General features: G+C 70.7%; 22 protein-coding genes. 15 read left to right on the top strand and 7 right to left on the bottom strand.

All coding sequences use genetic code 11. The features are described 5' to 3' along the window. Position 1: 1 nt before the first annotated feature. The 3 genes from ACQ3HE_RS16835 to ACQ3HE_RS16825 form a co-directional block, all read right to left on the bottom strand. Positions 2-1,288 (bottom strand): sugar ABC transporter substrate-binding protein, encoded by a 1,287-nt coding sequence (locus ACQ3HE_RS16835; protein ID WP_064294926.1) that lies wholly within the window; start codon positions 1,286-1,288, stop codon positions 2-4. Between the two features lie 240 nt (positions 1,289-1,528). Next, a complete protein-coding gene (locus ACQ3HE_RS16830) occupies positions 1,529-2,206 on the bottom strand; it encodes a FadR/GntR family transcriptional regulator (protein WP_159876241.1) in 678 nt (225 codons plus the stop codon). Then, the gene (locus tag ACQ3HE_RS16825) at positions 2,203-2,931 is read right to left on the bottom strand and encodes an SDR family oxidoreductase (protein WP_430893541.1); all 729 of its coding nucleotides are present in this window, start codon (positions 2,929-2,931) and stop codon (positions 2,203-2,205) included. Before ACQ3HE_RS16825 ends, ACQ3HE_RS16830 begins: the two co-directional genes overlap by 4 nt. Before the next feature lie 116 nt (positions 2,932-3,047). On the opposite strand from ACQ3HE_RS16825, the gene ACQ3HE_RS16820 reads away from it, so the two are divergent. Both ACQ3HE_RS16820 and ACQ3HE_RS16815 read left to right on the top strand, forming a co-directional pair. Further along, positions 3,048-3,818, top strand: a complete 771-nt coding sequence (locus tag ACQ3HE_RS16820) for an SDR family NAD(P)-dependent oxidoreductase (RefSeq protein ID WP_159876237.1) — start codon at positions 3,048-3,050, stop codon at positions 3,816-3,818. A 269-nt stretch (positions 3,819-4,087) separates the two neighbouring features. Then, complete coding sequence (locus tag ACQ3HE_RS16815; RefSeq protein WP_064294922.1) at positions 4,088-4,993, top strand: serine hydrolase; 906 nt, start codon at positions 4,088-4,090, stop codon at positions 4,991-4,993. 217 nt (positions 4,994-5,210) lie between these two features. On the opposite strand, the gene ACQ3HE_RS16810 is transcribed toward ACQ3HE_RS16815, so the two are convergent. Beyond that, complete coding sequence (locus ACQ3HE_RS16810) at positions 5,211-5,642, bottom strand: NUDIX hydrolase (RefSeq protein ID WP_430893540.1); 432 nt, start codon at positions 5,640-5,642, stop codon at positions 5,211-5,213. Then, entirely contained in the window at positions 5,639-6,457 is an 819-nt protein-coding gene (locus tag ACQ3HE_RS16805; protein ID WP_430893539.1) for an esterase/lipase family protein, read from the bottom strand. The genes ACQ3HE_RS16810 and ACQ3HE_RS16805 overlap by 4 nt, the downstream gene beginning before the upstream one ends. A gap of 136 nt (positions 6,458-6,593) precedes the next feature. Here ACQ3HE_RS16805 and ACQ3HE_RS16800 point away from each other — a divergent pair, with 136 nt between their 5' ends. Beyond that, the gene (locus ACQ3HE_RS16800; RefSeq protein ID WP_430893538.1) at positions 6,594-7,193 is read left to right on the top strand and encodes a DUF4190 domain-containing protein; all 600 of its coding nucleotides are present in this window, start codon (positions 6,594-6,596) and stop codon (positions 7,191-7,193) included. A gap of 316 nt (positions 7,194-7,509) precedes the next feature. Here ACQ3HE_RS16800 and ACQ3HE_RS16795 read toward each other — a convergent pair whose 3' ends face one another. Continuing rightward, positions 7,510-8,970: a glutamyl-tRNA reductase gene (locus ACQ3HE_RS16795; RefSeq protein ID WP_430893537.1), complete on the bottom strand. Its 1,461-nt coding sequence runs from the start codon at positions 8,968-8,970 to the stop codon at positions 7,510-7,512. Between the two features lie 154 nt (positions 8,971-9,124). Between ACQ3HE_RS16795 and ACQ3HE_RS16790 the strand changes: the two genes are divergently transcribed. The 6 genes from ACQ3HE_RS16790 to ACQ3HE_RS16765 all read left to right on the top strand — a co-directional run bounded on the left by ACQ3HE_RS16790 (position 9,125) and on the right by ACQ3HE_RS16765 (position 13,603). Next, the gene (locus ACQ3HE_RS16790; protein WP_430893536.1) at positions 9,125-9,598 is read left to right on the top strand and encodes a hypothetical protein; all 474 of its coding nucleotides are present in this window, start codon (positions 9,125-9,127) and stop codon (positions 9,596-9,598) included. A gap of 76 nt (positions 9,599-9,674) precedes the next feature. Beyond that, positions 9,675-10,802, top strand: coding sequence for a uroporphyrinogen decarboxylase (gene hemE, locus ACQ3HE_RS16785; protein WP_430893535.1), 1,128 nt, complete (start codon positions 9,675-9,677; stop codon positions 10,800-10,802). After that, positions 10,799-12,343, top strand: coding sequence for a protoporphyrinogen/coproporphyrinogen oxidase (locus tag ACQ3HE_RS16780; RefSeq protein WP_430893534.1), 1,545 nt, complete (start codon positions 10,799-10,801; stop codon positions 12,341-12,343). Before hemE ends, ACQ3HE_RS16780 begins: the two co-directional genes overlap by 4 nt. A 132-nt stretch (positions 12,344-12,475) precedes the next feature. Then, positions 12,476-12,922, top strand: coding sequence for a hypothetical protein (locus ACQ3HE_RS16775; protein WP_079706357.1), 447 nt, complete (start codon positions 12,476-12,478; stop codon positions 12,920-12,922). Between the two features lie 17 nt (positions 12,923-12,939). Continuing rightward, positions 12,940-13,362, top strand: coding sequence for a phage holin family protein (locus ACQ3HE_RS16770; RefSeq protein ID WP_064294953.1), 423 nt, complete (start codon positions 12,940-12,942; stop codon positions 13,360-13,362). Next, positions 13,352-13,603, top strand: coding sequence for a DUF3618 domain-containing protein (locus tag ACQ3HE_RS16765; RefSeq protein ID WP_079003603.1), 252 nt, complete (start codon positions 13,352-13,354; stop codon positions 13,601-13,603). Before ACQ3HE_RS16770 ends, ACQ3HE_RS16765 begins: the two co-directional genes overlap by 11 nt. 16 nt (positions 13,604-13,619) lie before the next feature. On the opposite strand, the gene ACQ3HE_RS16760 is transcribed toward ACQ3HE_RS16765, so the two are convergent. Beyond that, a complete protein-coding gene (locus tag ACQ3HE_RS16760; protein ID WP_430893533.1) occupies positions 13,620-14,081 on the bottom strand; it encodes a GNAT family N-acetyltransferase in 462 nt (153 codons plus the stop codon). A 91-nt stretch (positions 14,082-14,172) separates the two neighbouring features. Here ACQ3HE_RS16760 and hemQ point away from each other — a divergent pair, with 91 nt between their 5' ends. From hemQ to hemL, 6 genes are all read left to right on the top strand, one after another. Beyond that, a complete protein-coding gene (gene hemQ / locus ACQ3HE_RS16755) occupies positions 14,173-14,895 on the top strand; it encodes a hydrogen peroxide-dependent heme synthase (RefSeq protein ID WP_064294913.1) in 723 nt (240 codons plus the stop codon). Continuing rightward, on the top strand, positions 14,895-16,145 hold the full coding sequence (locus ACQ3HE_RS16750; protein WP_430893532.1) for a ferrochelatase: 1,251 nt from the start codon (positions 14,895-14,897) through the stop codon (positions 16,143-16,145). The genes hemQ and ACQ3HE_RS16750 overlap by 1 nt, the downstream gene beginning before the upstream one ends. Beyond that, positions 16,142-17,089, top strand: coding sequence for a hydroxymethylbilane synthase (gene hemC, locus ACQ3HE_RS16745; protein ID WP_064294911.1), 948 nt, complete (start codon positions 16,142-16,144; stop codon positions 17,087-17,089). The genes ACQ3HE_RS16750 and hemC overlap by 4 nt, the downstream gene beginning before the upstream one ends. Beyond that, positions 17,086-17,910: a uroporphyrinogen-III synthase gene (locus ACQ3HE_RS16740; protein WP_137244240.1), complete on the top strand. Its 825-nt coding sequence runs from the start codon at positions 17,086-17,088 to the stop codon at positions 17,908-17,910. The genes hemC and ACQ3HE_RS16740 overlap by 4 nt, the downstream gene beginning before the upstream one ends. 61 nt (positions 17,911-17,971) lie before the next feature. Then, positions 17,972-18,979 (top strand): porphobilinogen synthase, encoded by a 1,008-nt coding sequence (gene hemB, locus ACQ3HE_RS16735; protein ID WP_194644879.1) that lies wholly within the window; start codon positions 17,972-17,974, stop codon positions 18,977-18,979. Then, the gene (gene hemL / locus ACQ3HE_RS16730; protein ID WP_430893531.1) at positions 18,976-20,391 is read left to right on the top strand and encodes a glutamate-1-semialdehyde 2,1-aminomutase; all 1,416 of its coding nucleotides are present in this window, start codon (positions 18,976-18,978) and stop codon (positions 20,389-20,391) included. Before hemB ends, hemL begins: the two co-directional genes overlap by 4 nt. The last annotated feature ends 105 nt before the right edge of the window (positions 20,392-20,496 follow it).

Raw genomic sequence — 20,496 nt, 5'->3', positions numbered from 1 at the left:
GCTACTTGCCGTTCATGATGTCGTCCATCTCCTTGGCGGCATCGGTCGTCGCCTGGTCGACCGACTTGCTTCCGGAGAGGATGGCCTGGATCATCGCGTTGGTGGTCTTCTTCGCCTGCACCGCACCGAACTTCGGGGTCACGGGGAGGGATGCGCCGCCGTCGACGAACTGCTCGGCGAAGGGCTTCACCAGCGGGTCGTCGCTCTCGGTCGAGTCACTGAGGAGCGAGGTCTGGCCGGGGAAGTAGCCGGTCTGCTCGGCCCACTCGGAGGCGAACTTGCCGGTGGTCATCATCTCGATGAACTGGAACGCGAGGTCCTTGTTCTTCGAGGTGTTGAACATGCTGAGGTGCGAACCGCCGAGCACGGAGGGCGACATGCCGCCGTCTTCACCCGGGATCGGGATGGCGGCGAACTTGCCCTCGAGCTCCGGGTTCTTCTGGACGATCGTCGCCGGGGTCCAGGAGCCCATGATCGCCATGGCGACCTTGTCCTGCACGAAGTTGTCGAGGACGTCCGTCTCCTTCCAGGTGGTGGCACCTGAGGAGGAGAGGTCGTACTTGGTGGCCAGGTCGGTCCAGAACTGGATGCCCTTGCGTGAGTCGTCGCTCGCGAGCCCCGACTTCCAGGTGTCGCCGTCGAGCTCGGAGACCTCGCCGCCGGCGCCCCAGACCCAGGGGTACGCCGTGAACTCGGCGTCACCGGGGACGGGGAACGGGATCATGTCGGGCTTGGCGGCCTTGATCGCGGTGCCGGCGTCGATGATCTCCTGCCAGGTGGTCGGCGCCTTGAGGCCGAGCTCCTCGAAGACGTCGGTGCGGTAGACGATCGAGCGGACGCCGGCGTACCACGGCATGCCGTAGAGCTCGCCGTCGTACGTACCGGAGTCGGCGAGGCCCTTGACGAGGTCGTCCTTCAGGCCGGCCTTGTCGACGTAGTCGCCGATGGGGGCGAGGGCGCCGGCATCGGCGAACTCGGCCGTCCAGGTGGTGCCCGTCTCGGCGACGTCGGGGGTGGTGTTCCCGGCGATCGACGTCACGAAGCGGTCGTGGGCGTCGGCCCACTGCACGTACTCGACCTTGAGGGTGGCGCCGGTCTCCTTCTTGAAGGCCGAGCCGACCTCCTTGAAGAAGGCCTCGGAGTCGGGGTTGGTGCCCTGCATGATCCAGACGGTGAGCGTCTGGCCGTCTGCCGAGACGTCGCCTGAGCCGGAACCGCCACCGGCACAGGCGGTGAGGCCGAGTGCCGCGGTGGCGAGGACGGCCAGCGGAAGGGTGCGCTTGCGCATGGTGCTGCTCCTCGATTCTGGGATCGGGAGTCCGGGCCGTCGTTGGCCCGGGATCCGGAGTGACCGGGAAACCGCGGTCGATCCCTGCTGTTTTCAGTGGGTGTGGAAACAGTATTCAATAAGTACAGGAAGCTTGCAAATATTTTCCAGCACTGCAACACGGTCGTTACCTGCGTGACGGACGTGTTTCACGAAGCTGCGAGAACCGTGTGTGAGGACGGTGGTCGGGCGCCGCCGTCGTCAGGCCGTGCGGAGGATGATCACGCGCATCGTCGCGGCGGCCCGCTCGCCGTCCTGCGCTTCGATCGCCGACGCGAGGTCCGTGTGCAGCGCCGCGTCGTGGTGGTCGATGCCGTCGCCGGGCAGCTGATCCACACGATCCCGGAGGGCCTCGTCGACGGCGTCGCCGACCCGGTCGAGGATCGGGTTCGCCGCCGCGCGCCGGATGAGGCGATGCAGCAGGAGGTCGGCCTCGAGGAACGCGATCGGATCCTGGCGAACCGCGGCCGCGCGGAGCGCCTCACTCGTCACGCGGAGCTCGCGGGCGTCGTCGTCGCTGCGTCGCTCGGCCGCGAGCCGTGCCGACTCCGGCTCGGTCGCGGTGCGGAGTTCGCGGATCGCGAGGAGGGTGGACTCCCGTCGTCCGCTCGCCAACGCCCAGCGGAGCACCCGAGGCTGCAACCAGTCCCAGCTCGACGACGGCTGCACGGTGTGGCCGACGTGCGCCTTGCTGGCGAGGAGTCCCATGCCGGAGAGCACGCGGGTCGCCTCCCGGACCACGGACCGCGAGTGCCCAGAGCGGTCGACCAGCTCGTCCACCGTGCACACCGTGCCGGCGGGCAGTCCGCCGTCGACGATGTCGGTACCGATCCGGTCGAGCGTCCGTTCGAAGGCCGACGTCCCCGGTGCGCGGCTCACGCCCGTGCTGACGGACGGGTGGGGGAGATCACGAGCTCATCGATCCGCACGTGTGGCGGGCCGTCGAGGATGAACCGCACGGCGCGGCCGATGTCCTCGGGTGTCAGCATCGTCTCGCGCGCCGCAGCGTCCGGCACCTGCGGCCGCATGGAGAGGAACGGGGTGTCGACGTCGCCCGGGCAGAGGTGGGTGGCGCCGACGCCGTGGGCCCCCTCCTCCTCGTTGAGGGTCGCGCAGAGCGAGGCGAGTGCGGTCTTGCTCGCGCTGTAGGCGACGCCACCCTTCGTCGAGAAGCGCCAACCGGCGAAGGAGGAGATGACGACGACCCGTCCCTGGGCGTCACGGATGGTGGGCAGTGCGAGATCGATCGTCCGGGCGACCGAGGTGAGGTTGGTGTCGACGATCGCAGCGAACTCCGTCATCGACTGGTCGTCCCACCGACGCCGTGGTGCGTTCAGCCCCGCCGCCGTGACGAGGTCGTCGACCGGGCCGAGTCCGGCGACGATGCGTTCGTGGGCTCGGGTGAGCGAAGCGGGGTCCGTCGCGTCGGCCTCCGCGGCGAGGGCCACACCACCGGCGGAGGTGACGGCTTCGACGGTCTCGAGGAGCGCCTCGCGGCGTCGACCCGTCACGGCGACGCGCCAGCCCGCCTCAGCGGCAGATACCGCCACGGCCTGCCCCATGCCGCTGCCGCCACCCGTCACCCAGAGCACTCGATCCGTCATGACGCCAGTGTATCGAGCTGATCGATCATAAGTATGTTTTACTCGCCTGGTGCGCACGCTGCCGTCGACATCGGGTCGACGCGTCGACGGACGCGCTCAAACGACGGGAGACACCGATGCTGCTGGACCTGACGGATCGACGGGTGATCGTGACCGGAGGTGCTCGCGGAATCGGGCTCGCCCTCGTGGAGTCCTTCCTCGCCGAGGGGTCCCGCGTCGCGGTGCTCGACCTCGACGTCTCCTCCCTGGACGCGCTCGTGGCGTCCCACCACGGCGACCTCGTCGCCATCGCATGCGACGTCCGTTCCGAGGAATCGGTGTCGAGCGCGGTCGCGGCGGCTGCCGCCGGGCTCGGAGGGATCGACGTCCTCGTGAACAACGCCGGGGTCAACGTGCAGTCGCTGCTCGAGGAGACGAGCGACGCCGCGTGGACGAGGTGCTTCGACGTCAACGTCGGCGGCGTCTTCCGGGTGTCGAAGGCGGTCATCCCGTATCTGAAGGAACAGCGCTCCGGCCGCATCATCAACGCCGCGAGCTTCGCCGCGGTCATCCCGAGCGTCGGCAGCGCGGCCTACGCGGCGTCGAAGTCCGCGGTGGTGCAGCTCACCAGGGTCCTCGCGAGCGAGCTGGGGCCGTGGGGCATCACGGTGAACGCCTACGCCCCCGGCATGGTGCCGACGGCGATGAACGGTTTCGCCGAGCTCCCGACGGCGCAGCAGGACGAACTCCTCGACACGCTCTCGGTGCGCCGATGGGAGGAACCGGAGGACGTCGCGAACGTCGTCCGGTTCCTCGCGAGCGACCAGGCGGGCTACGTCACCGGTGCGCTGATCGACGTCAGCGGCGGCAAGTTCGCGACCCAGTTCCCAGCCCGCGCTCGCCCCTGATCAGGCTCTGGGCCCGACGGGATCCGGGCGGTGGACCGACCGGATTCGCGGGCGATGGAAGCGACGGATGTCGGACCGACGCGCCCGGGAACGACCTTCCCAGGTCCAGATTCGCAGCCAGCGCGAAGGGCGCTTACGATACCGTGGACGGCACATCCGGAGGCCCGCTGCGCGGGTCGCCGGACGGCCGTCGAGTGGGCTGACCGGGGCAGGTCCACACCCGCAGGATCGTCGGGATCACCATCTGGAGCAGAGGAGTTCGGTCAGCCGTGGCTTCACGAGTGCACGAGTCGGAACGTCGCCGTTCGCGCGATGCGCGTCGAGGGCGCCACCGTGCCTCCGCCCAGATCGAACCCTTCACCCGCGGGTTCAGCGCCCTCGGTGAGCTGGCCGCGTCGGGTGCGCAGGTCAGCCTCCGGATCAACGACATCACCACCGGCGAGATGCTCATGTCGGCCGACGACCACGTCGTCGTGCCCACTGCCTCGATCGGCAAGGTCCTCCTCCTCATCGAGGTCGCGGCCCGCCTGGGCGACGCCGACTTCAGCGGGCTCACCATCCTCGACCGCGAGCCACTCGACGCCGTCGCCGACTCCGGGATCTGGCAGCACCTGCAGGCGCCGTCCCTCCCGGTCGCCGACCTCGCAGCCCTCGTCGGCGCGACGAGCGACAACCTCGCCACGAACGTCCTGCTCCGCCACATCGGTCTCGACGCCGTCCGCCACCGTGCCGAGGAGATCGGGCTGAAGCGCACGGCCCTCCTCGACATCGTCCGCGACCACCGCGGCCCCGACAACGCACCGCAGCTCTCCGTCGGTTCCGCCCGCGAACTCGCCTGGCTGTTCCAGGCACTCGCGACGGGCGAGATCGTCGACGCGACCACCAGCCGCCGAGTCCTGGCCTGGTTGTCGCTCAACACCGACCTCTCGCTCGTCGCCTCGGGCTTCGGGCTCGACCCGTTGGCCCACCGTGAGCCCGACCACGGCATCCAGCTCTTCAACAAGACCGGTTCCGGAGTCGGCGTGCGAGCCGAGGCGGGTATCCTCCGCGGCCCGAACGGTGCCGTGAGCTACGCCGTGTGCACGAGCTACGACGACACGGAGCTCGGCACGCGCCTCGGGGTGGTCGACGCCGTTCGGATCCTCGGCCAGGACCTCCTCGAGTACGTGCACTGAGCCGGTCTCACTCGTCCGGTCCCTGGTCCGCCGGTCCCTGAGCGTGTCGAAGGGTTCACCTCCGCCGGCCCTGAGCGTGTCGAAGGGTTCACTTCCGTCGGTCCCTGACCGTGTCGAAGGGTTCACTTCCGTCGGGCCCTGAGCTTGTCGAAGGGTTCACTTCCGCCGGTCCCTGAGCTTGTCGAAGGGCAGGATCCGCCTGTCGAAGGAACGCCGCTCAGTCGATGAGCCCCGCCGCCGCGAGGCGCTCGAGCACGTCGCGCCCCGCGGGTGGGCAGCGGTCGAGTGACTCCGTGCCCACCCAGTGGACCGCGCTCACCTCGGCGGAGGGCGTCGGTGTCTCGTCCGTCTCGGCCGCGAAGACGTGCATTCGCACGAGCCGGCCGTCGGGCTCGCCGTGCGCCTGCGTGACCACCGTGAACAACGGCGTCACCCGCGCCGGATCGATCTCGACCGCGACCTCCTCGCGTGCCTCCCGGATAGCGGCCTCGGCGGGCGTCTCACCCGCGTCGATCTTCCCGCCGGGCATGTAGAGGACGTCGCGGCCGCGAGCCGTCACCATGAGGACTCGCCGTCCGCGGACGGTCGCGACCGCGGACACGAGGATGTCGGGGAGCGGGCTGCTCGAGCCCTCTGGCGCACGGCTCACTGCTCGGCCGGGCGCTCGGTGTCGAGCGCGGGTCGCACCCGATCGGCGAACCCGTCGACGGCGAGTTCCACGGCGTCCTTGAGCTCGTCCGTGCTGAGGATCACGAAGTGACCCGGCACCGGGAGGAGCACGTTCGTCGCTCCTGGTAGCACGCTGCTGGACGGCACGTGCGGGTCGAAGGTGCTGTAGATCGAGACGATGTCGGCGTTGACGTCGTGCGGCGCCCCGAGCGCCACGATGGTCTCGTCCGTCGGGAGGAAGGCGCGGAGGCTCGGGTCGACGACGTACTTCGCGAGCACCGACCCGGAGAACGGCGAGCAGATCGCGACGACCCCGAGCAGGCCCAGCCGCTCGCGTTCGGTGAGGAGCAGCTCCTTTCCGACGAGCCCTCCCTTGCTGTGCGCGACGATGACGCACCCGGCGGCGGGCTTCGGCAACCGCCCGAGCGCGCGGGCGAAGCGGGCCGCCGTGTCGCGGATGGGTTTGCGGTTGTATCCGAGGCCGCGGGCGATGCGGATCCGGTAGCCGTCGGCGTTCAGGCGGTCTGCGACCGGCTTCAGGAACGCCCACGTCTCGTACACGCCGGGGATGAGGACGACGACCGGTCGGCTCGCGTCGCCACGGGCGTACTCCCTCGGGATTCGGCCGCTGAAGAAGGCCCGCATGTGCCAGACGACGGAGTGGACCCAGTCGACGGCGACGATCCCGGCGATGGTCAGCGCTCCCGGCCGTTCGGCGACCGGCGGGGCGTCGGCGAGCGTGACGTCCTCGGCTTCCGCCACCGACTCCTCGTCCATCCGCACCCCCTCGTCCATCTTGCCACCGCCTCCGGTGCCCGCCGCGCGAGCCCAGTGAACATCAGGGATCGCGGGTTACCCTGTGTTGACAAGGCGACGGCGCGCTGCAAGCATGAGTCCGTTCGTCGAACCCCTATGCGCGAGGTGCACCTTCATGACTGATCCGAACTCCGGCCAGCCGAACGACCCATACGGTCAGAGCCAGAACCCCCAGCAGCCGGCCTACGGCGAATCGCAGGTTCCGCCGGCTCCGCAGTACGGCGAACAGGCTCCGCAGTACGGCCAGCCCTCGCCCTACGGTGAGCAGTCGGGCCAGCAGGCTCCGCAGTACGGCGAGCAGCCGAAGTACGGTCAGCCGCAGGCGCCCTACGGCGAGCAGCAGAACCCCTACGGCCAGCCGCAGGCACCCTACGGGCAGCAGCAGAACCCCTACGGCCAGCCCGCCGCTCCGTACGGACAGCCCCAGGCGCCGTACGGCTACGCGCAGCCGACTGGCCCGAAGACGAACGTCATGGCGATCATCTCGCTCATCGCCCCGTTCGTCGGGTTCGGCGTCGTGGGCCTCGTGCTCGGTATCATCGCGCTCGGTCAGATCAAGCGGACCGGTGAGCAGGGCCGCGGCCTGGCCCTCGCCGGCACCATCGTGAGCGGCGTGTCGGTCCTCGCCGGCATCATCGTGATCATCTTCTACTTCCTGATCGTCGCCGGCGCGATCGCCGGCGCGAGCTCGTACGACTACAACTACGACTACTGATCCACGGCCTGCTCCGCAGGCGGATCACGACGGGCATCGGCATCGCGCCGGTGCCCGTTCGTCGTTCCAGCGCCCTTCGACAGGCTCAGGGACCAGATGGCTTCGGTCCCTGAGCGGTAACCCTCCTCCGGTCCCTGAGCGGTAACCTTCCTCCGGTCCCTGAGCTGCGCCGCACTGAGCCTGTCGAAGTGTCGAAGGGCACACGAGGAACGTCCATGGTCGGGTCGCGTGTTCGCGCACCTCGACAGGCTCGGTGACCGGGGTCGGCTCGGTGACCGGAATCGCCCGACGCGAGAGCCCCGGTGCCGTCGGAAGCCTAGGAGGCGGAGGCGGCCGAGTCGGTGTCGGCGACCGGCGCGACGACCGCCGGTGTCTGCGGGACGTCGATGCCGAAGAGCGTCTGCAGCGCCGTCGTGTACGCGGCCTGCTCGCCGTTGCGCGCGAGGTTCCGTGCGCGCACCGTCGGTTCGTGCAGCAGCACTCCGGCGAGGTGACGCAGTGCGCGGGCGGTCGAGCCGTCGTCGTCGCCACGAGCGGTCGCGCGGGCGACTTCGGCCTCGACGAGCGCGTGCACGTGACTGCGAAGGGCGACGACGGCGGGCTCGAGGCTGCGCTCCTCGCCGACCGCGGCGAACTTCTGCGCGGCGCGGCTGACGATGGAGCGCGCGACCTCGGTGGCCTGCAGCTCCTCGAGCGGCGCGTGGATGCGGATGGTCTCGAGGTCGAGCAGGACGACACCGGAGACGGTGGAGACGTCGGGGTCGACGTTGCGCGGCAGGCCGAGGTCGATGACGAGCTGTGCCGACGCGTGCGGCACCGGGCACTCGGCGGCGGCTTCGGTGATGACGTCGTGGGCGAGTGCGGAGACCCCGGTGGGTTCGGGTGCGGCCGGTGCGTCGGCCGCGGTGACCAGCGAGAGCGTCGGTGCGTCCGTGGCAGCCGCGGCTCGCGCACGGTGGTCGGCGGCGACGGCCGTGCGACCCGCGCGGAGCAGTTCGGCGTCGACCACGTGGCCCTCGGCGGTGGTGCAGGTCACGATGATGTCGACCTCGCCGGTGGTGCGGGCGAGGTCGTCGTGTCCGATCCAGCCGATCTCGTGCGAGCGCGCGAACTTCTCGGCGCGGCCGGAGGGCGAGTACACGAGGACGTCGGTGACGCCGCGGTCGCGGAGGGCGGCGAGGCTCGCGCCGGCGTACGCGCCGGTGCCGACGAGCAACACGCGTTGCGTGGCCCAGTCGTCGATACGGCTCTCCGCGAGGTCGAGGGCGAGACGCACGATGGAGCGACCGGCGCGCCCGAGCGGCGTGCGGTTCTTGATGCCGCGGGAGGTCTGGGACGCGCGCTGGAACAGGCGCTCGAGTTCGGAGCTGGTGGTGCCACCCGCGCGAGCTGCCTCGAGGGAGCGCCGCACCTGGCCGGCGATCTCGCCCTCGCCGACGACGACGGACTCGAGCCCGGCCGACACGGCGAAGAGGTGCTCCGCTGCTGCGGTGCCGACGCTGAGGTCGAACACCTCCCGCAGCTGCTCGGCGGGGATGCCGGTGGTCTCGCTGACGGCCTCCGCAGCGGCCTCGAAGGCGACGGATGCGGCGGCGGTGACGGGCTCGTCGAGGTCGATGTACGCCTCGAACCGGTTGCAGGTGGCCACGACGACGGCACCCGAGACGCACTCGTGATGCTCGACCAGGCGCGCGGCAACGCCCTCGGCACCGACTGAGAGTCGTTCGAGGAGGTCGAAGGTGGCGTTCTTATGGCTCGCCGTCACACACATGAGCACCCGATGAGTCTACCCGAGCGGCGCTGTCGGGCTCCCGGGATGTCGCCCAGGGCACCCTCACCACCAGTCGGGTACTGACATATGAAATGTCAGATGCAATACTACGAATCAAGCCGTTCGACCGAACGGAACACAACGATCGAAGGAGAACGTTATGCAGCACTTCAGGAGAGTCGTCACGCTCGCCGCCGCGGCAGCGATGGTCACGCCTGGGCTCATGGGTGCGGCCCCGGCCCCTGCCTCGTACCCACGGGGAGGAGATGTCGTGGTCACCTGCACATACACGGGTGGTCTGTTCCATGCGACCGGCGAGGTCCACCTGGTCTGGAACGGGAGCGACGCCTCGGGCAAGACGACCGTCTCGCTGGAGGAGTACCGGATCACCGCCGGCGGTGCGCCCTACGGCGACAAGGCGAACATCGACCTCGGCCTGTCGCAGAACGGCGGGGCGACGCGGTGGATCCACTCGCCCGACTCGATGAAGCAGGACGGCCAGTGGCACTCGCTCGGGATCTGGCAGGACCTCTCCGCGTCGCCGTCCATCGACGATCTGATGGCGACGGTGGAGTTCACCTTCGACGAGTCGGTCGGCTACGACCACTCGTGCAGCGTGTCGCACCGGCTCTGAACCACGGTCGGACCCCGGTGCGGGCCGTCGCCGGACGGTCCGCACCGGCCTGGCCTCGCATCGCAGGGCATCGCCCATGCCGCGCTCAGGGCGGGAATGGGAGGATGGAGGGGTGAGTCTCCCACCCGAACACCCCCTCGTCACCGGCGTGACCCAGTCGTCGCCGCTCATCACCGCGTACCGCGGCACCCGTCCCGAGCGGACGCCCGTCTGGTTCATGCGTCAGGCCGGCCGGTCGCTGCCCGAGTACCGCGAGTTGCGGATCGGGACGGCCATGCTCGACGCCTGCCTCGACCCGGCGATGGCGAGCGAGATCACCCTCCAGCCCATCCGACGGCACCGGACGGACGCGGCCATCTTCTTCAGCGACATCGTGGTGCCGCTGAAGCAGGCCGGGGTCGCCGTCGAGATCGTGCCGGGCCGTGGTCCCGTCATGGGTTCCGCGGTTCGGACGGCCGCCGAGGTCGACGCGCTCGTCGCGCTCGACCCGGCCGTCCTCGACGACACGCTGGCGCCCATCCGCGAGGGCGTCGCGCTCACCGTCGCCGGGCTTGCGGGGATCGGCGACGGCCGCACGCCGCTCATCGGCTTCGCGGGCGCGCCGTTCACGCTCGCCGCCTATCTCGTCGAGGGCGGACCGTCGAAAGACCACCTCGCGGCCCGCACCCTCATGCACGCCGACCCGGAGTCGTGGGCGAAGCTCATGGCCTGGTGCGCGGACGTCACCGGTCGCTTCCTCCGCGCCCAGGTGCTCGCCGGTGCGTCGGCCGCGCAGCTCTTCGACTCGTGGGCGGGGGCACTCTCCCTCGAGGACTACGAGCGTCACGTCGCCCCGGCCTCCCGGGCCGCGCTCGCGCACGTCGACGACCTCCCCGTCCCGAAGGTGCACTTCGGCGTCGGGACCGGTGAACTGCTCGGTGCGATGCACCGGGTCGGCGCCGACGTGGTCGGGATCGACTACCGGCTGGCACTCGACGAGGGCATCCGACGTCTCGGTGGCGGCGTCCCCGTGCAGGGCAACATCGACCCGGCACTGCTGGCCGCGCCATGGCCGGTCCTCGAGGCGCACGTCCTCGACATCCTCCAGCGGGGGACGGCGGCGCCGTCGCACGTCCTCAACCTGGGCCACGGGGTCCCGCCCGAGACCGACCCGGACGTCCTGACCCGTATCGTCGCCCTCGCCCACGATTGGCAGCCCGCATGAGTCTCGAGCCGAAGCGTCTCGTCGTCATCGGCGGTGGTGTGGCCGGACTCGTCGGTGCGGTCGACTGCGCCAAGGTCGGCATCTCGGTGACGGTCGTCGACGCGCAGGAGTCGTTCGGTGGCGCGCTCGCGGCCGCCGAGGTCGGGGGTCTCCGCGTCGACGTCGGTGCCGAGAGCTTCGCGACGCGCGGTGGTTCGGTCGCCGAGCTCATCGAGCAGCTGGGCCTGACCGACCGCGTCGTGCGTCCCAACCGGGCCGGGGCCTGGTTGCACGTCGCCAAGCCCGGACAGCCGCAGCGGAGTGTCCCGCTCCCCAAGGCGGGGCTGCTGGGCATCCCGACGAACCCCCTCGCCGACGACGTCCGTCGGGTCATCGGCTGGAAGGGTGCACTGCGCGCCTACCTCGACCGCATCCGCCCGCCGCTCACGATCGGCACCGAGCACAACCTCGGTGCGCTCGTCCGGAAGCGCATGGGCGCGGCCGTCCACGACCTCCTCGTCGCACCGGTCACCTCGGGCGTCTACTCGGCCGCTCCGGACGACCTCGACGTCGACCGCGCGGCTCCCGGGCTGAACGCCGCGCTGACCCGCACCGGGGCGCTGTCCCTCGCCGTCGCCGCCCTCCGGGAGAACGCGCCCGCCGGTGCCGCGGTCGGTGGCCTCGACGGTGGCATGACCGTCCTCGTCGACGGCTTGACCGCGGAGCTCGAGCGGTGGGGGTCGACGCTCATCACCGGCGTCGCCGTCACGGCGATCTCCCGGAACCCGTTCGACATCGACGTGGACGGACCGGGTGTCGGCCTCGGCGACGCAGGCCTTCCGCGGATGAGCGAGCGTCCCCCGGCTGCAGGCGGGTCGAAAGCCCCCTGGTACGTCGCCCTGACCGACGGCCGGGTGCTCGAGGCCGACCTCGTCCTCATCGCGACGCCCGAGCAGCCGGCCCGCAACCTGCTGGCCGACGTCGGGCCGGCGCTCCGCGACCTCCCCGCCGCCGGCGACGACGCGGGCGACCCGGTCCTGCCCGCGCCCATCGAGCTCGTGACGATCGTGCTCGACGAACCGGCCCTCGACGCCGCACCGCGTGGCTCCGGGCTGCTCGTCGCACCCGGCTCGACGCTCCACGCCAAGGCGCTCACCCACGCGACGGCGAAGTGGGCCTGGCTCGCCGACCGCGCGAAGGAGCATGGCGAGCACCGCCACGTCGTCCGCCTGTCCTTCGGCCGTCAGGGCGAGGCCGACGCGACGAGCGCGTTGACCGACGAGGAGCTGCTCTCGACGGCGTTGCACGATGCGTCGGCGATGCTCGGCGTCCAGCTCGACCCGGGCAGCGTCCGCGGCTTCCACCGCATCTCCTGGACGGGGACGCAGCCGACCGCCGCGCGCGGCCAGCGTGAACGCTCGACGGCCATCCGGGAAGCGGTGGCCGAGGTGCCCGACCTCGCGGTCACGGGTGCCTGGTTGTCGGGCACGGGGCTCGCCTCGGTGGTCCCCGACGCCCACGAGGCGGCGGCACGACTCCGCCATCAGGCGCTGCAGCGGTAGACGCGCCCATATGCCCGACCCGGCATCTTTTCCTGTCAACCCCCGACCGGATGGTGGCGTCGGAGTGACACCCGACTACGCTGGTCCCGTTGGATGCAGCATCACAGCACCACTCGAACAGACGGAGGCGCCATGAAGGGCAAGGTCATGTTCGTCGTCGGTGGGCTCACGGGCTACGTGCTCGGTACCCGCGCCGGACGCGAACGCTACGAGCAGATCAAGACGCAGTGGGTCAAGCTGTGGAACGCGAAGCCGGTGCGCGCGCAGCGCGGCAAGGTCGAGGACTTCGCCAAGGCACGCATCAGCGAGGTCCCCGCGGCTCTGTGGAGCGGCGTCAGCGCCGTCGCGAAGGTCGTCAGCCAGCAGGGTTCGACGCCCGGCCAGAAGCTCGACACTTCGACAGGCTCAGTGCACCGCAAGGCTGAGTCGAAGACCGAAGACACCGTCCAGGACGTGTCCGAGACGGTCAAGGACGCCCGCACGGCCTCCGGCACCTCGACGTCGTCGGCCTCGAAGCCCGCAGTGCGCAAGCCTGCCGCGCCCAAGACGACGGCACCGAAGCCCAAGAGCGGCGAGTAGCACCGACGATGCCGTTCATGAGTGACCGCAACCGCTCGGAGCCGCGCTACGACAAGCGCGACGAATCCCTCCTGACCCTCGTCGGCCAGCTGCCCGGGGTCGTCTCGAACCTGGTCAAGGCCGAGATCGCCAACCTCAAGACGCAGCTCGCCCACAAGGGCAAGTACGCGGGTATCGGCGCGGCCTTCGTCGCCGGTGCCGCGGTGTTCCTCTTCTTCGCGGTCGGCGTGCTCGTCGCCGTGCTGATCCTCGCGCTCGCGCTCGTCATGCCCTCGTGGCTGGCAGCGCTCTGCGTCTTCGTGCTCTTCGTCCTCGTCGCTGCGGTCCTCGTGCTGATCGCGCTGCGGTACTTCAAGAAGATCAACGAGGACCCGAGCCCGATGGACAACGTGAAGGAAGACATCAAGGCAGTGAAGGGACTCGGCGAGTATGACCGTTGACCAGTTCCCGGGGGCGACGCCCTCGCCCGAGCAGGCTCGTGCCGAGCTCGTCGCCACGCTGAACGCGATCGAGGACAAGCTCAACGTCCCGAAGCAGGTGCACCGCGCCAAGCGTCGTGCCATCGTGCAGATCGCGACCGTCAAGGTCGAACGCCCGGCGGTCTTCTACGCCGGCGTCGCGGGCCTCGCCGGTGCGGCCGGGCTGGCAGTGTGGGGCATCGTCCGCGCCATCGCGCGCTGACGCGTCCCGCCGCCGGTCAGCCGCTCGGCGTGGCGACGCGCGTCATCGGGACGTGCACGATGTCGTCCTCCACGTAGTCGGGGCCGCTGATCTCGAACCCGAACCGGCCGTACCAGTCGGCGAGGCGTTTCTGGGCGCCCATGCGGAGTTCCCGATGCCCGTGGTCGGCGACGGCGCGGCGGATCAGTTCCGCGGCGAGACCCCGCCCGCGGGCGATGAACGCGGTGGCCACCCGTCCGATCTCCGAGTGCTCGGCCTCGGTCAGGATCCGGATCGTCGCGAGTACCTCGTCGCCCTCCTGCGCCCAGGCGATGAGGGTTCCGTCCTCGATGTCGCGACCGTCGAGATCGGCGAAGAGCGCCGTCTGCTCGACGACGAAGACGTCGACGCGGATCTTCAGCACGCGGTAGAGCGTGACCGGATCCATCTCGGCCGCTCTGGCGACGTGGTACTCGACGGGAGGTTGCTCGCTGGTCATCACCCGACTGTATCGGCGGTGAGGCTGGGCTCGGTGTCAATCGTGACCTGCCCCTTTTGCCCAATCGACCGAACTGGGTGAGGATAGGACTATGACTCACCCGGCCTCTGCCGAGGCATCGCACCACCCGACCGACTCAGCCACCCCGACTGGCCCCTCAGGATTCACCCTCTGGGCTGTCCTGCGCCGCGAGCCGGCGAGTGCGCTGCCGCTCGGCGAAGAGCATGTCTCCGAACTCGAAGCATCCATCGCGCTCGTCGAAGCCCAGGGCGTGACCCTGCGCGGCATCTACGACGTCTCCGGCCTCCGCGCCGACGCCGACCTCATGCTGTGGCTCCACGGCGACACCGCCGAGGGCCTGCAGGCCGGCCTTCGCGAGCTGCGCCGCACCGCCATCCTCGGTTCGCTGGCGCCCACCTGGAACGCCATGGGCGTCCACCGCGACGCCGAGTTCAACCGGCAGCACGTCCCCGGGTTCCTCCGCGGCATCGAGCCGAAGGGCTGGCTCTGCCTGTACCCCTTCGTGCGCAGCTACGAGTGGTACCTCCTGCCGGAGGAGGAGCGTCGCAAGATGCTCGCCGAGCACGGCCGCCAGGGTGCGGCGTTCACGGGTGTGCTCGCCAACACCGTCGCCTCCTTCGCCCTCGGCGACTACGAGTGGCTCCTGCCGCTCGAGGCCGACGACGTCGTCGAACTCGTCGACCTCATGCGCGACCTGCGCAACACCGAAGCGCGCCGCCACGTGCGCGAAGAGGTGCCGTTCTTCACGGGCCGCCGTATCACGCCCGCCGAGGCATTGGAGGTGGTGCGCTGATGGCAGCCATGAACCTGGGGAGCACCGGAGCCGAGTCCCCCGAGCGCATCGTCCGCGGCGCGACCGACGCCGCAGCGGCCGGTCCTGAGCACGTCTCCGAGCCGACGGACTACGACGCCATCCTCCTCGCCGGTTTCGGCGGGCCTGAGGGCCAGGACGACGTGATCCCGTTCCTCCGCAACGTCACGCGCGGGCGCGGGATCCCCGAGGAGCGTCTCGAAGAGGTGGCGCACCACTACCGCCACTTCGGCGGCGTCAGCCCCATCAACGACCAGAACCGTGCGCTCAAGGCGGCCCTGGAGCTCGAACTCGCCTCCCGTGGCATCGACCTCCCGGTCCTCTGGGGCAACCGCAACTGGGACCCGTACCTGCGCGACGCGCTGACCGAGGCGCACGAGCGCGGCTTCACGAAGCTCATCGCGATCGCCACGAGCGCCTACTCCTCGTACTCGAGCTGTCGGCAGTACCGCGAGGACTTCGCGATCGCCGTCGACGAGACGAACCTCCAGGGCGAGATCCAGATCGACAAGGTGCGTCAGTTCTTCGACCACCCCGGCTTCGTGACCCCGTTCATCGACGGTGTCCGTGACGCGATCGCCGAGTACCTGCGCGAACAGCCCGAGCTCTCCGCCGAGACGGAGATCGAGGTGCTCTTCGCGACGCACTCGATCCCCACCGGTGACGCCGCGCGCTCCGGCCCCGACTTCCGCGGCTTCGGCGACCACGGCGCGTACGAGGCCCAGCACCTCGCGGTGGCCGAGGTCGTCATGGCGAACGCCATCGACCAGCTCCGTGAGGCCGGTGTCCTCGGTGGCGCGGTCGGCAGCGGCGTTTCGGTGCCGTGGCAGCTCGTCTACCAGTCGCGCTCCGGCCCGCCGAGCATGCCGTGGCTCGAGCCCGACATCAACGACGCGATCGCCGAGCTGCCCGCCGCCGGCCGCAAGGCGATCGTCATCGTGCCGCTCGGCTTCGTGAGCGACCACATGGAGGTCATGTGGGACCTCGACAACGAGGCCATCGAGACGGCCGGTGAGCACGGCCTGGCCGCCGTCCGCGTCCCGACGCCGGGCACCGCCGCCGCCTACGTCAAGGGACTCGTCGACCTCGTCCTCGAGCGCCGCGACGGCACGCCCGTCGAGGAACGACCGCACATGACCGACCTCGGCCCCTGGTACGACGTCTGCCGCCCCGGGTGCTGCGAGAACGCCCGGCTGGGCTTCAAACCGGCGTTCTCGGGGATCGCCCCATGACCCTTCGCATCGGAACCCGCGGCAGTGCCCTGGCGCTGGCGCAGACCGGTCATGTGGCCGACGCCCTCACAGCGGCCACCGGTGAGGACGTCGAGATCGTCACCGTCACGACGCAGGGCGACACGAGTCGCGAGTCGCTCTCCACCATCGGCGGGACGGGTGTGTTCGTCAACGCGCTCCGCGACGCCCTGCTCGACGGCGCGTGCGATCTCGTCGTGCACTCCTTGAAGGACCTGCCGACGGCTCCGGCCGAGGGCTTCACGATCGCCGCCATGCCCATGCGTGAGGATCCGCGCGACGCCCTGTGCGCCTCCGACGACCGCTCGCTCGACGACCTGCCGCAGGGTGCCAGGATCGGCACCGGCTCACCGCGTCGGATCGCGCAGCTGAAGCGTATCCGGCCCGACCTCGAGGTCGTCGACATCCGCGGCAACATCGACACCCGCCTGCGCCGCATCGACGACGACCTCGACGCCGTCGTCCTCGCGGCCGCCGGTCTCACCCGCCTCGGACGCCTCGACGCCGTCACCGGGCTCTTCGACCTCGACACCTGGCCGACCGCGCCGGGGCAGGGGGCGCTCGCGATCGAGTGCCTCGACGACGACGAATCGTCCATCGCCGGTTCCATCGCGTTGCTCGACCACGCGCCGAGCCGCTGGCAGGCGACGGCGGAGCGGGCCGTGCTCCGTCGACTCGAGGCCGGTTGCTCGGCCCCCGTCGGTGCCGCAGCCTGGCTCGACGACGAGGACCTCGTGCTGCAGGCCGCCGTCTACTCGCTCGACGGCACCGAGATGATCCACCGGGAGAGCCGCGCGGAGGGGTTCTCCGGCGACGGACACGGACGGGAGCTGCTGCAAGCGGCCGACGCGCTCGGTGTCTCGCTCGCGGACGAGCTCATCGAGGCCGGCGCAGCCGACCTCGCCCCGCTGGGAGGCGCTGCGTGAAGGACTGGACGAAGTCGAACACCGTTCCCACCGCCACCAAGCCGCTCGGCGGGTGGCGCGTCCTCGTGCCGCGCGGCGGTCCGTGGGGCGACTCGGTCGCCGGGACGGTCCGTGGCAAGGGCGGGTCGCCTGTCGTCGCCCCGATGATCAACTTCGCCAGCACCGACGACCCGGAGACCCTCGGGGCCGCGCTCGCGGCGCTCGAGGCTGGCGAGTTCGACTGGCTGACCGTGACGAGCGCGACCACGGTCGACGTGCTGTCCTCGCAGCGGATCCGGATCCCCGAGACGACGAGGGTCGCCGCCGTCGGCGAGACGACCGCTGCCGCGCTCACCGCCGTCGGCTACAGCGTCGACCTCGTGCCGGCGAAGGACAACTCCGCCAAGGGCATGGTGCAGGAGCTCACGGCGCTCGAACCGCACCCGAAGCGCATCCTCACGCTCCGCTCGGCCATCGCCAAGCCGCTCCTCACGGAGGGCCTGATCGCCGCCGGACACGACGTCCAGTCCGTCGTGGCCTACCGCACGGTCGGTGTCCCGGTGGCAGAGAAGATCGTCGCCGACGTCGCCAGCGGCCGGGTGCGTGCCATCCTCGTCACCTCGGGCAGCGTGGCGGAGCAGGTCCGTTCGCAGTTCCCCGAGATCCCCGAGAGCACCGTCATCGCCGCGATCGGACCCCGCACGGCTCGTGACGCCCGAGGCTACGGGCTCCGGGTCGACGTCGTGGCGGAGCAGCAGACGGTCGACTCGCTGATCGAGGCGATCGTGTCCGTGGCGCTCAGCCAGAACCGCGACGAGGACGCCGGCGACGGGATCCGCTGACCGGCTTCACGCCCTGCGCGAACCGGGAGGGCGCGTCGGCAGCGGCGCGTAGGCTGGACGGGTGAGCATTCCCGAGACCCGTCCCCGTCGTCTCCGGCAGCAGCCGGCCATCCGTCGCCTCGTCAGCGAGACGAGACTCGACCCGGCGGAGCTGGTGCTCCCCATGTTCGTGCGGGAGGGCGTCGCCGAGCCGGTCGAGATCTCCTCGATGCCGGGTGTCCGGCAGCACACCGTCGACAGCGCTAAGCGGGCCGCGGCTGAGGCGGCTGCGGCCGGCATCGGTGGGGTCATGCTCTTCGGCGTCCCGGCCGAGCGCGACGCCGTGGGTTCCGGCGCGACCGACCCCGACGGCATCCTCAACGTCGCGACCCGCGCGCTCGTCGCCGAGGTGGGCGATGCCCTGGTCGTGCAGACCGACCTCTGCCTCGACGAGTTCACCGATCACGGACACTGCGGTGTCCTCGACGACCGCGGGCGCGTCGACAACGACCGCACGCTCGACCGCTACCGCGACATGGCGCTGGCCCAGGCGGAGTCCGGCTCGGCCCTCCTCGGCCTCTCGGGCATGATGGACGGCCAGGTCGCCGCCGTGCGCGAGACGCTCGACGCCGCCGGGTTCGACGACACGATCATCCTCGCCTACTCGGCGAAGTTCGCGTCCGCGCTCTACGGCCCCTTCCGCGAGGCCGTCGACTCGCAGCTGCAGGGCGATCGCCGCACCTACCAACTCGACCCCGCCAACCGTCGTGAAGGCCTGCGCGAGGCGCTCATCGACGAGGCAGAGGGCGCCGACATCGTCATGGTGAAGCCCGCAGGGAGCTTCCTCGACGTCCTTGCCGACGTGGCCGACACGGTGTCGATCCCGGTCTGGGCGTACCAGGTGTCCGGCGAGTACGCGATGATCGAGGCCGCCGCCCGGCAGGGCTGGATCGACCGCCGACGCGCGATCGAGGAGTCGGTGCTGTCCATCAAGCGCGCCGGAGCCGAGGCCGTCCTGAGCTACTGGGCCGTCGAACTCGCCGGTTGGTTGGATGAGGCGCGCGGTCTGCGTGCAGGAGGAACCCGATGAACGACGCAGCATTCGCCAGAGCCCAGCGGTCGATCCCCGGTGGGGTGAACTCGCCCGTCCGTGCCTTCCGCTCCGTCGGCGGCACGCCGCGGTTCATGGTGTCCGCGACCGGCCCCTACATCACCGACTCCGAGGGCGTGCAGTACGTCGACCTCGTGAGCGCGTGGGGCCCCGCGCTCCTCGGACACGCGCACCCGCAGGTCGTCGAGGCCGTGCAGGCCGCTGCGGCCCGCGGCCTCTCCTTCGGCGCGTCCACCCCGGCCGAGACCGAGCTCGCGGAGCTCGTCAAGGAGCGCGTCCAGGCGTCCGGTGTCGCGCCGATCGAGAAGCTGCGCATGGTCTCCACCGGCACCGAGGCGACCATGACGGCCATCCGCCTCGCGCGCGGTGCCACCGGTCGCAGTCTCATCGTGAAGTTCGCCGGGCACTACCACGGCCACTCCGACGGCCTGCTCGCCGAAGCGGGATCGGGCGTCGCGACCCTCGCCCTGCCTGGGTCCGCCGGGGTCACCGCCGAGACGGCCGCCCAGACGATCGTCGTCCCGTACAACGACCGGTCGGCACTCCGCGAGGTCTTCGCCGAGCGTGGCCAGGACATCGCCGCGATCATCATGGAGGCGGCCTCCGCCAACATGGGCGTCGTCCCGCCGGCTCCCGGGTTCAACGCGAGCGTCGTGAAGCTCGCGCACGAGTACGGCGCGCTGGTCATCATCGACGAGGTGCTCACCGGGTTCCGCGTCTCCTCCGCCGGTTGGTGGGGGCTCGACAACCGCGGACTCGCCGCCGTCGCGCCCGGCACGGAGCCCGTCCCGGGTGCCGAGGCCTGGGAGGCCGGCAACCACGCCGTCGCGAACTCGACCGGTGCCATCAGCATCCCCGTCGGCGTGTACCAGCCCGACCTCTTCACCTTCGGCAAGGTCATCGGCGGCGGCATGCCCCTCGCTGCGCTGGGTGGGCGCGCCGAGCTCATGGACCTGCTCGCACCGACCGGCCCGGTCTACCAGGCCGGGACGCTCTCGGGGAACCCGGTGGCCCTCGCCGCCGGCATCGAGACGCTGCGCCTCGCCGACCAGGACGTCTACCGTCGGGTCGACGCGGCGGCCGCGATCGTGTCCGAGGCGACCTCGAGCGCGCTCACGGAGGCCGGGGTCGCGCACACCGTGCAACGCGCAGGGAACCTGTTCTCCTTCGCCTTCAGCGAGGCGGCACCGACCGATTACGCCGCGGTCCTGCGGCAGGACGCCTTCCGCTACCCGGCGTTCTTCCACCGCATGCTCGATGCGGGGGTGTCGCTCCCACCGAGCGTGTACGAGGCCTGGTTCGTCTCCGCGGCGCACGACGACGAGGCGATCGGGCGCATCGTCGACGCCCTGCCCGCGGCGGCACGTGCGGCTGCGGCGGCCATCCGCTGAGTCGGACGGTCGCCCCGCCGCCGACGTCGGACGCTGCACAGGGCATGCGTTACCGCTTTGTGAACTTCCGGCAACGCGAACGTCGGTGGGGGTTGGCAGACTAGA

Source organism: Plantibacter auratus (assembly GCF_050587365.1).
GTDB lineage: Bacteria > Actinomycetota > Actinomycetes > Actinomycetales > Microbacteriaceae > Plantibacter > Plantibacter auratus.
The sequence above is the reverse complement of the archived record's forward strand: the minus strand, read 5'-3'. Positions and strand labels throughout refer to the sequence as shown.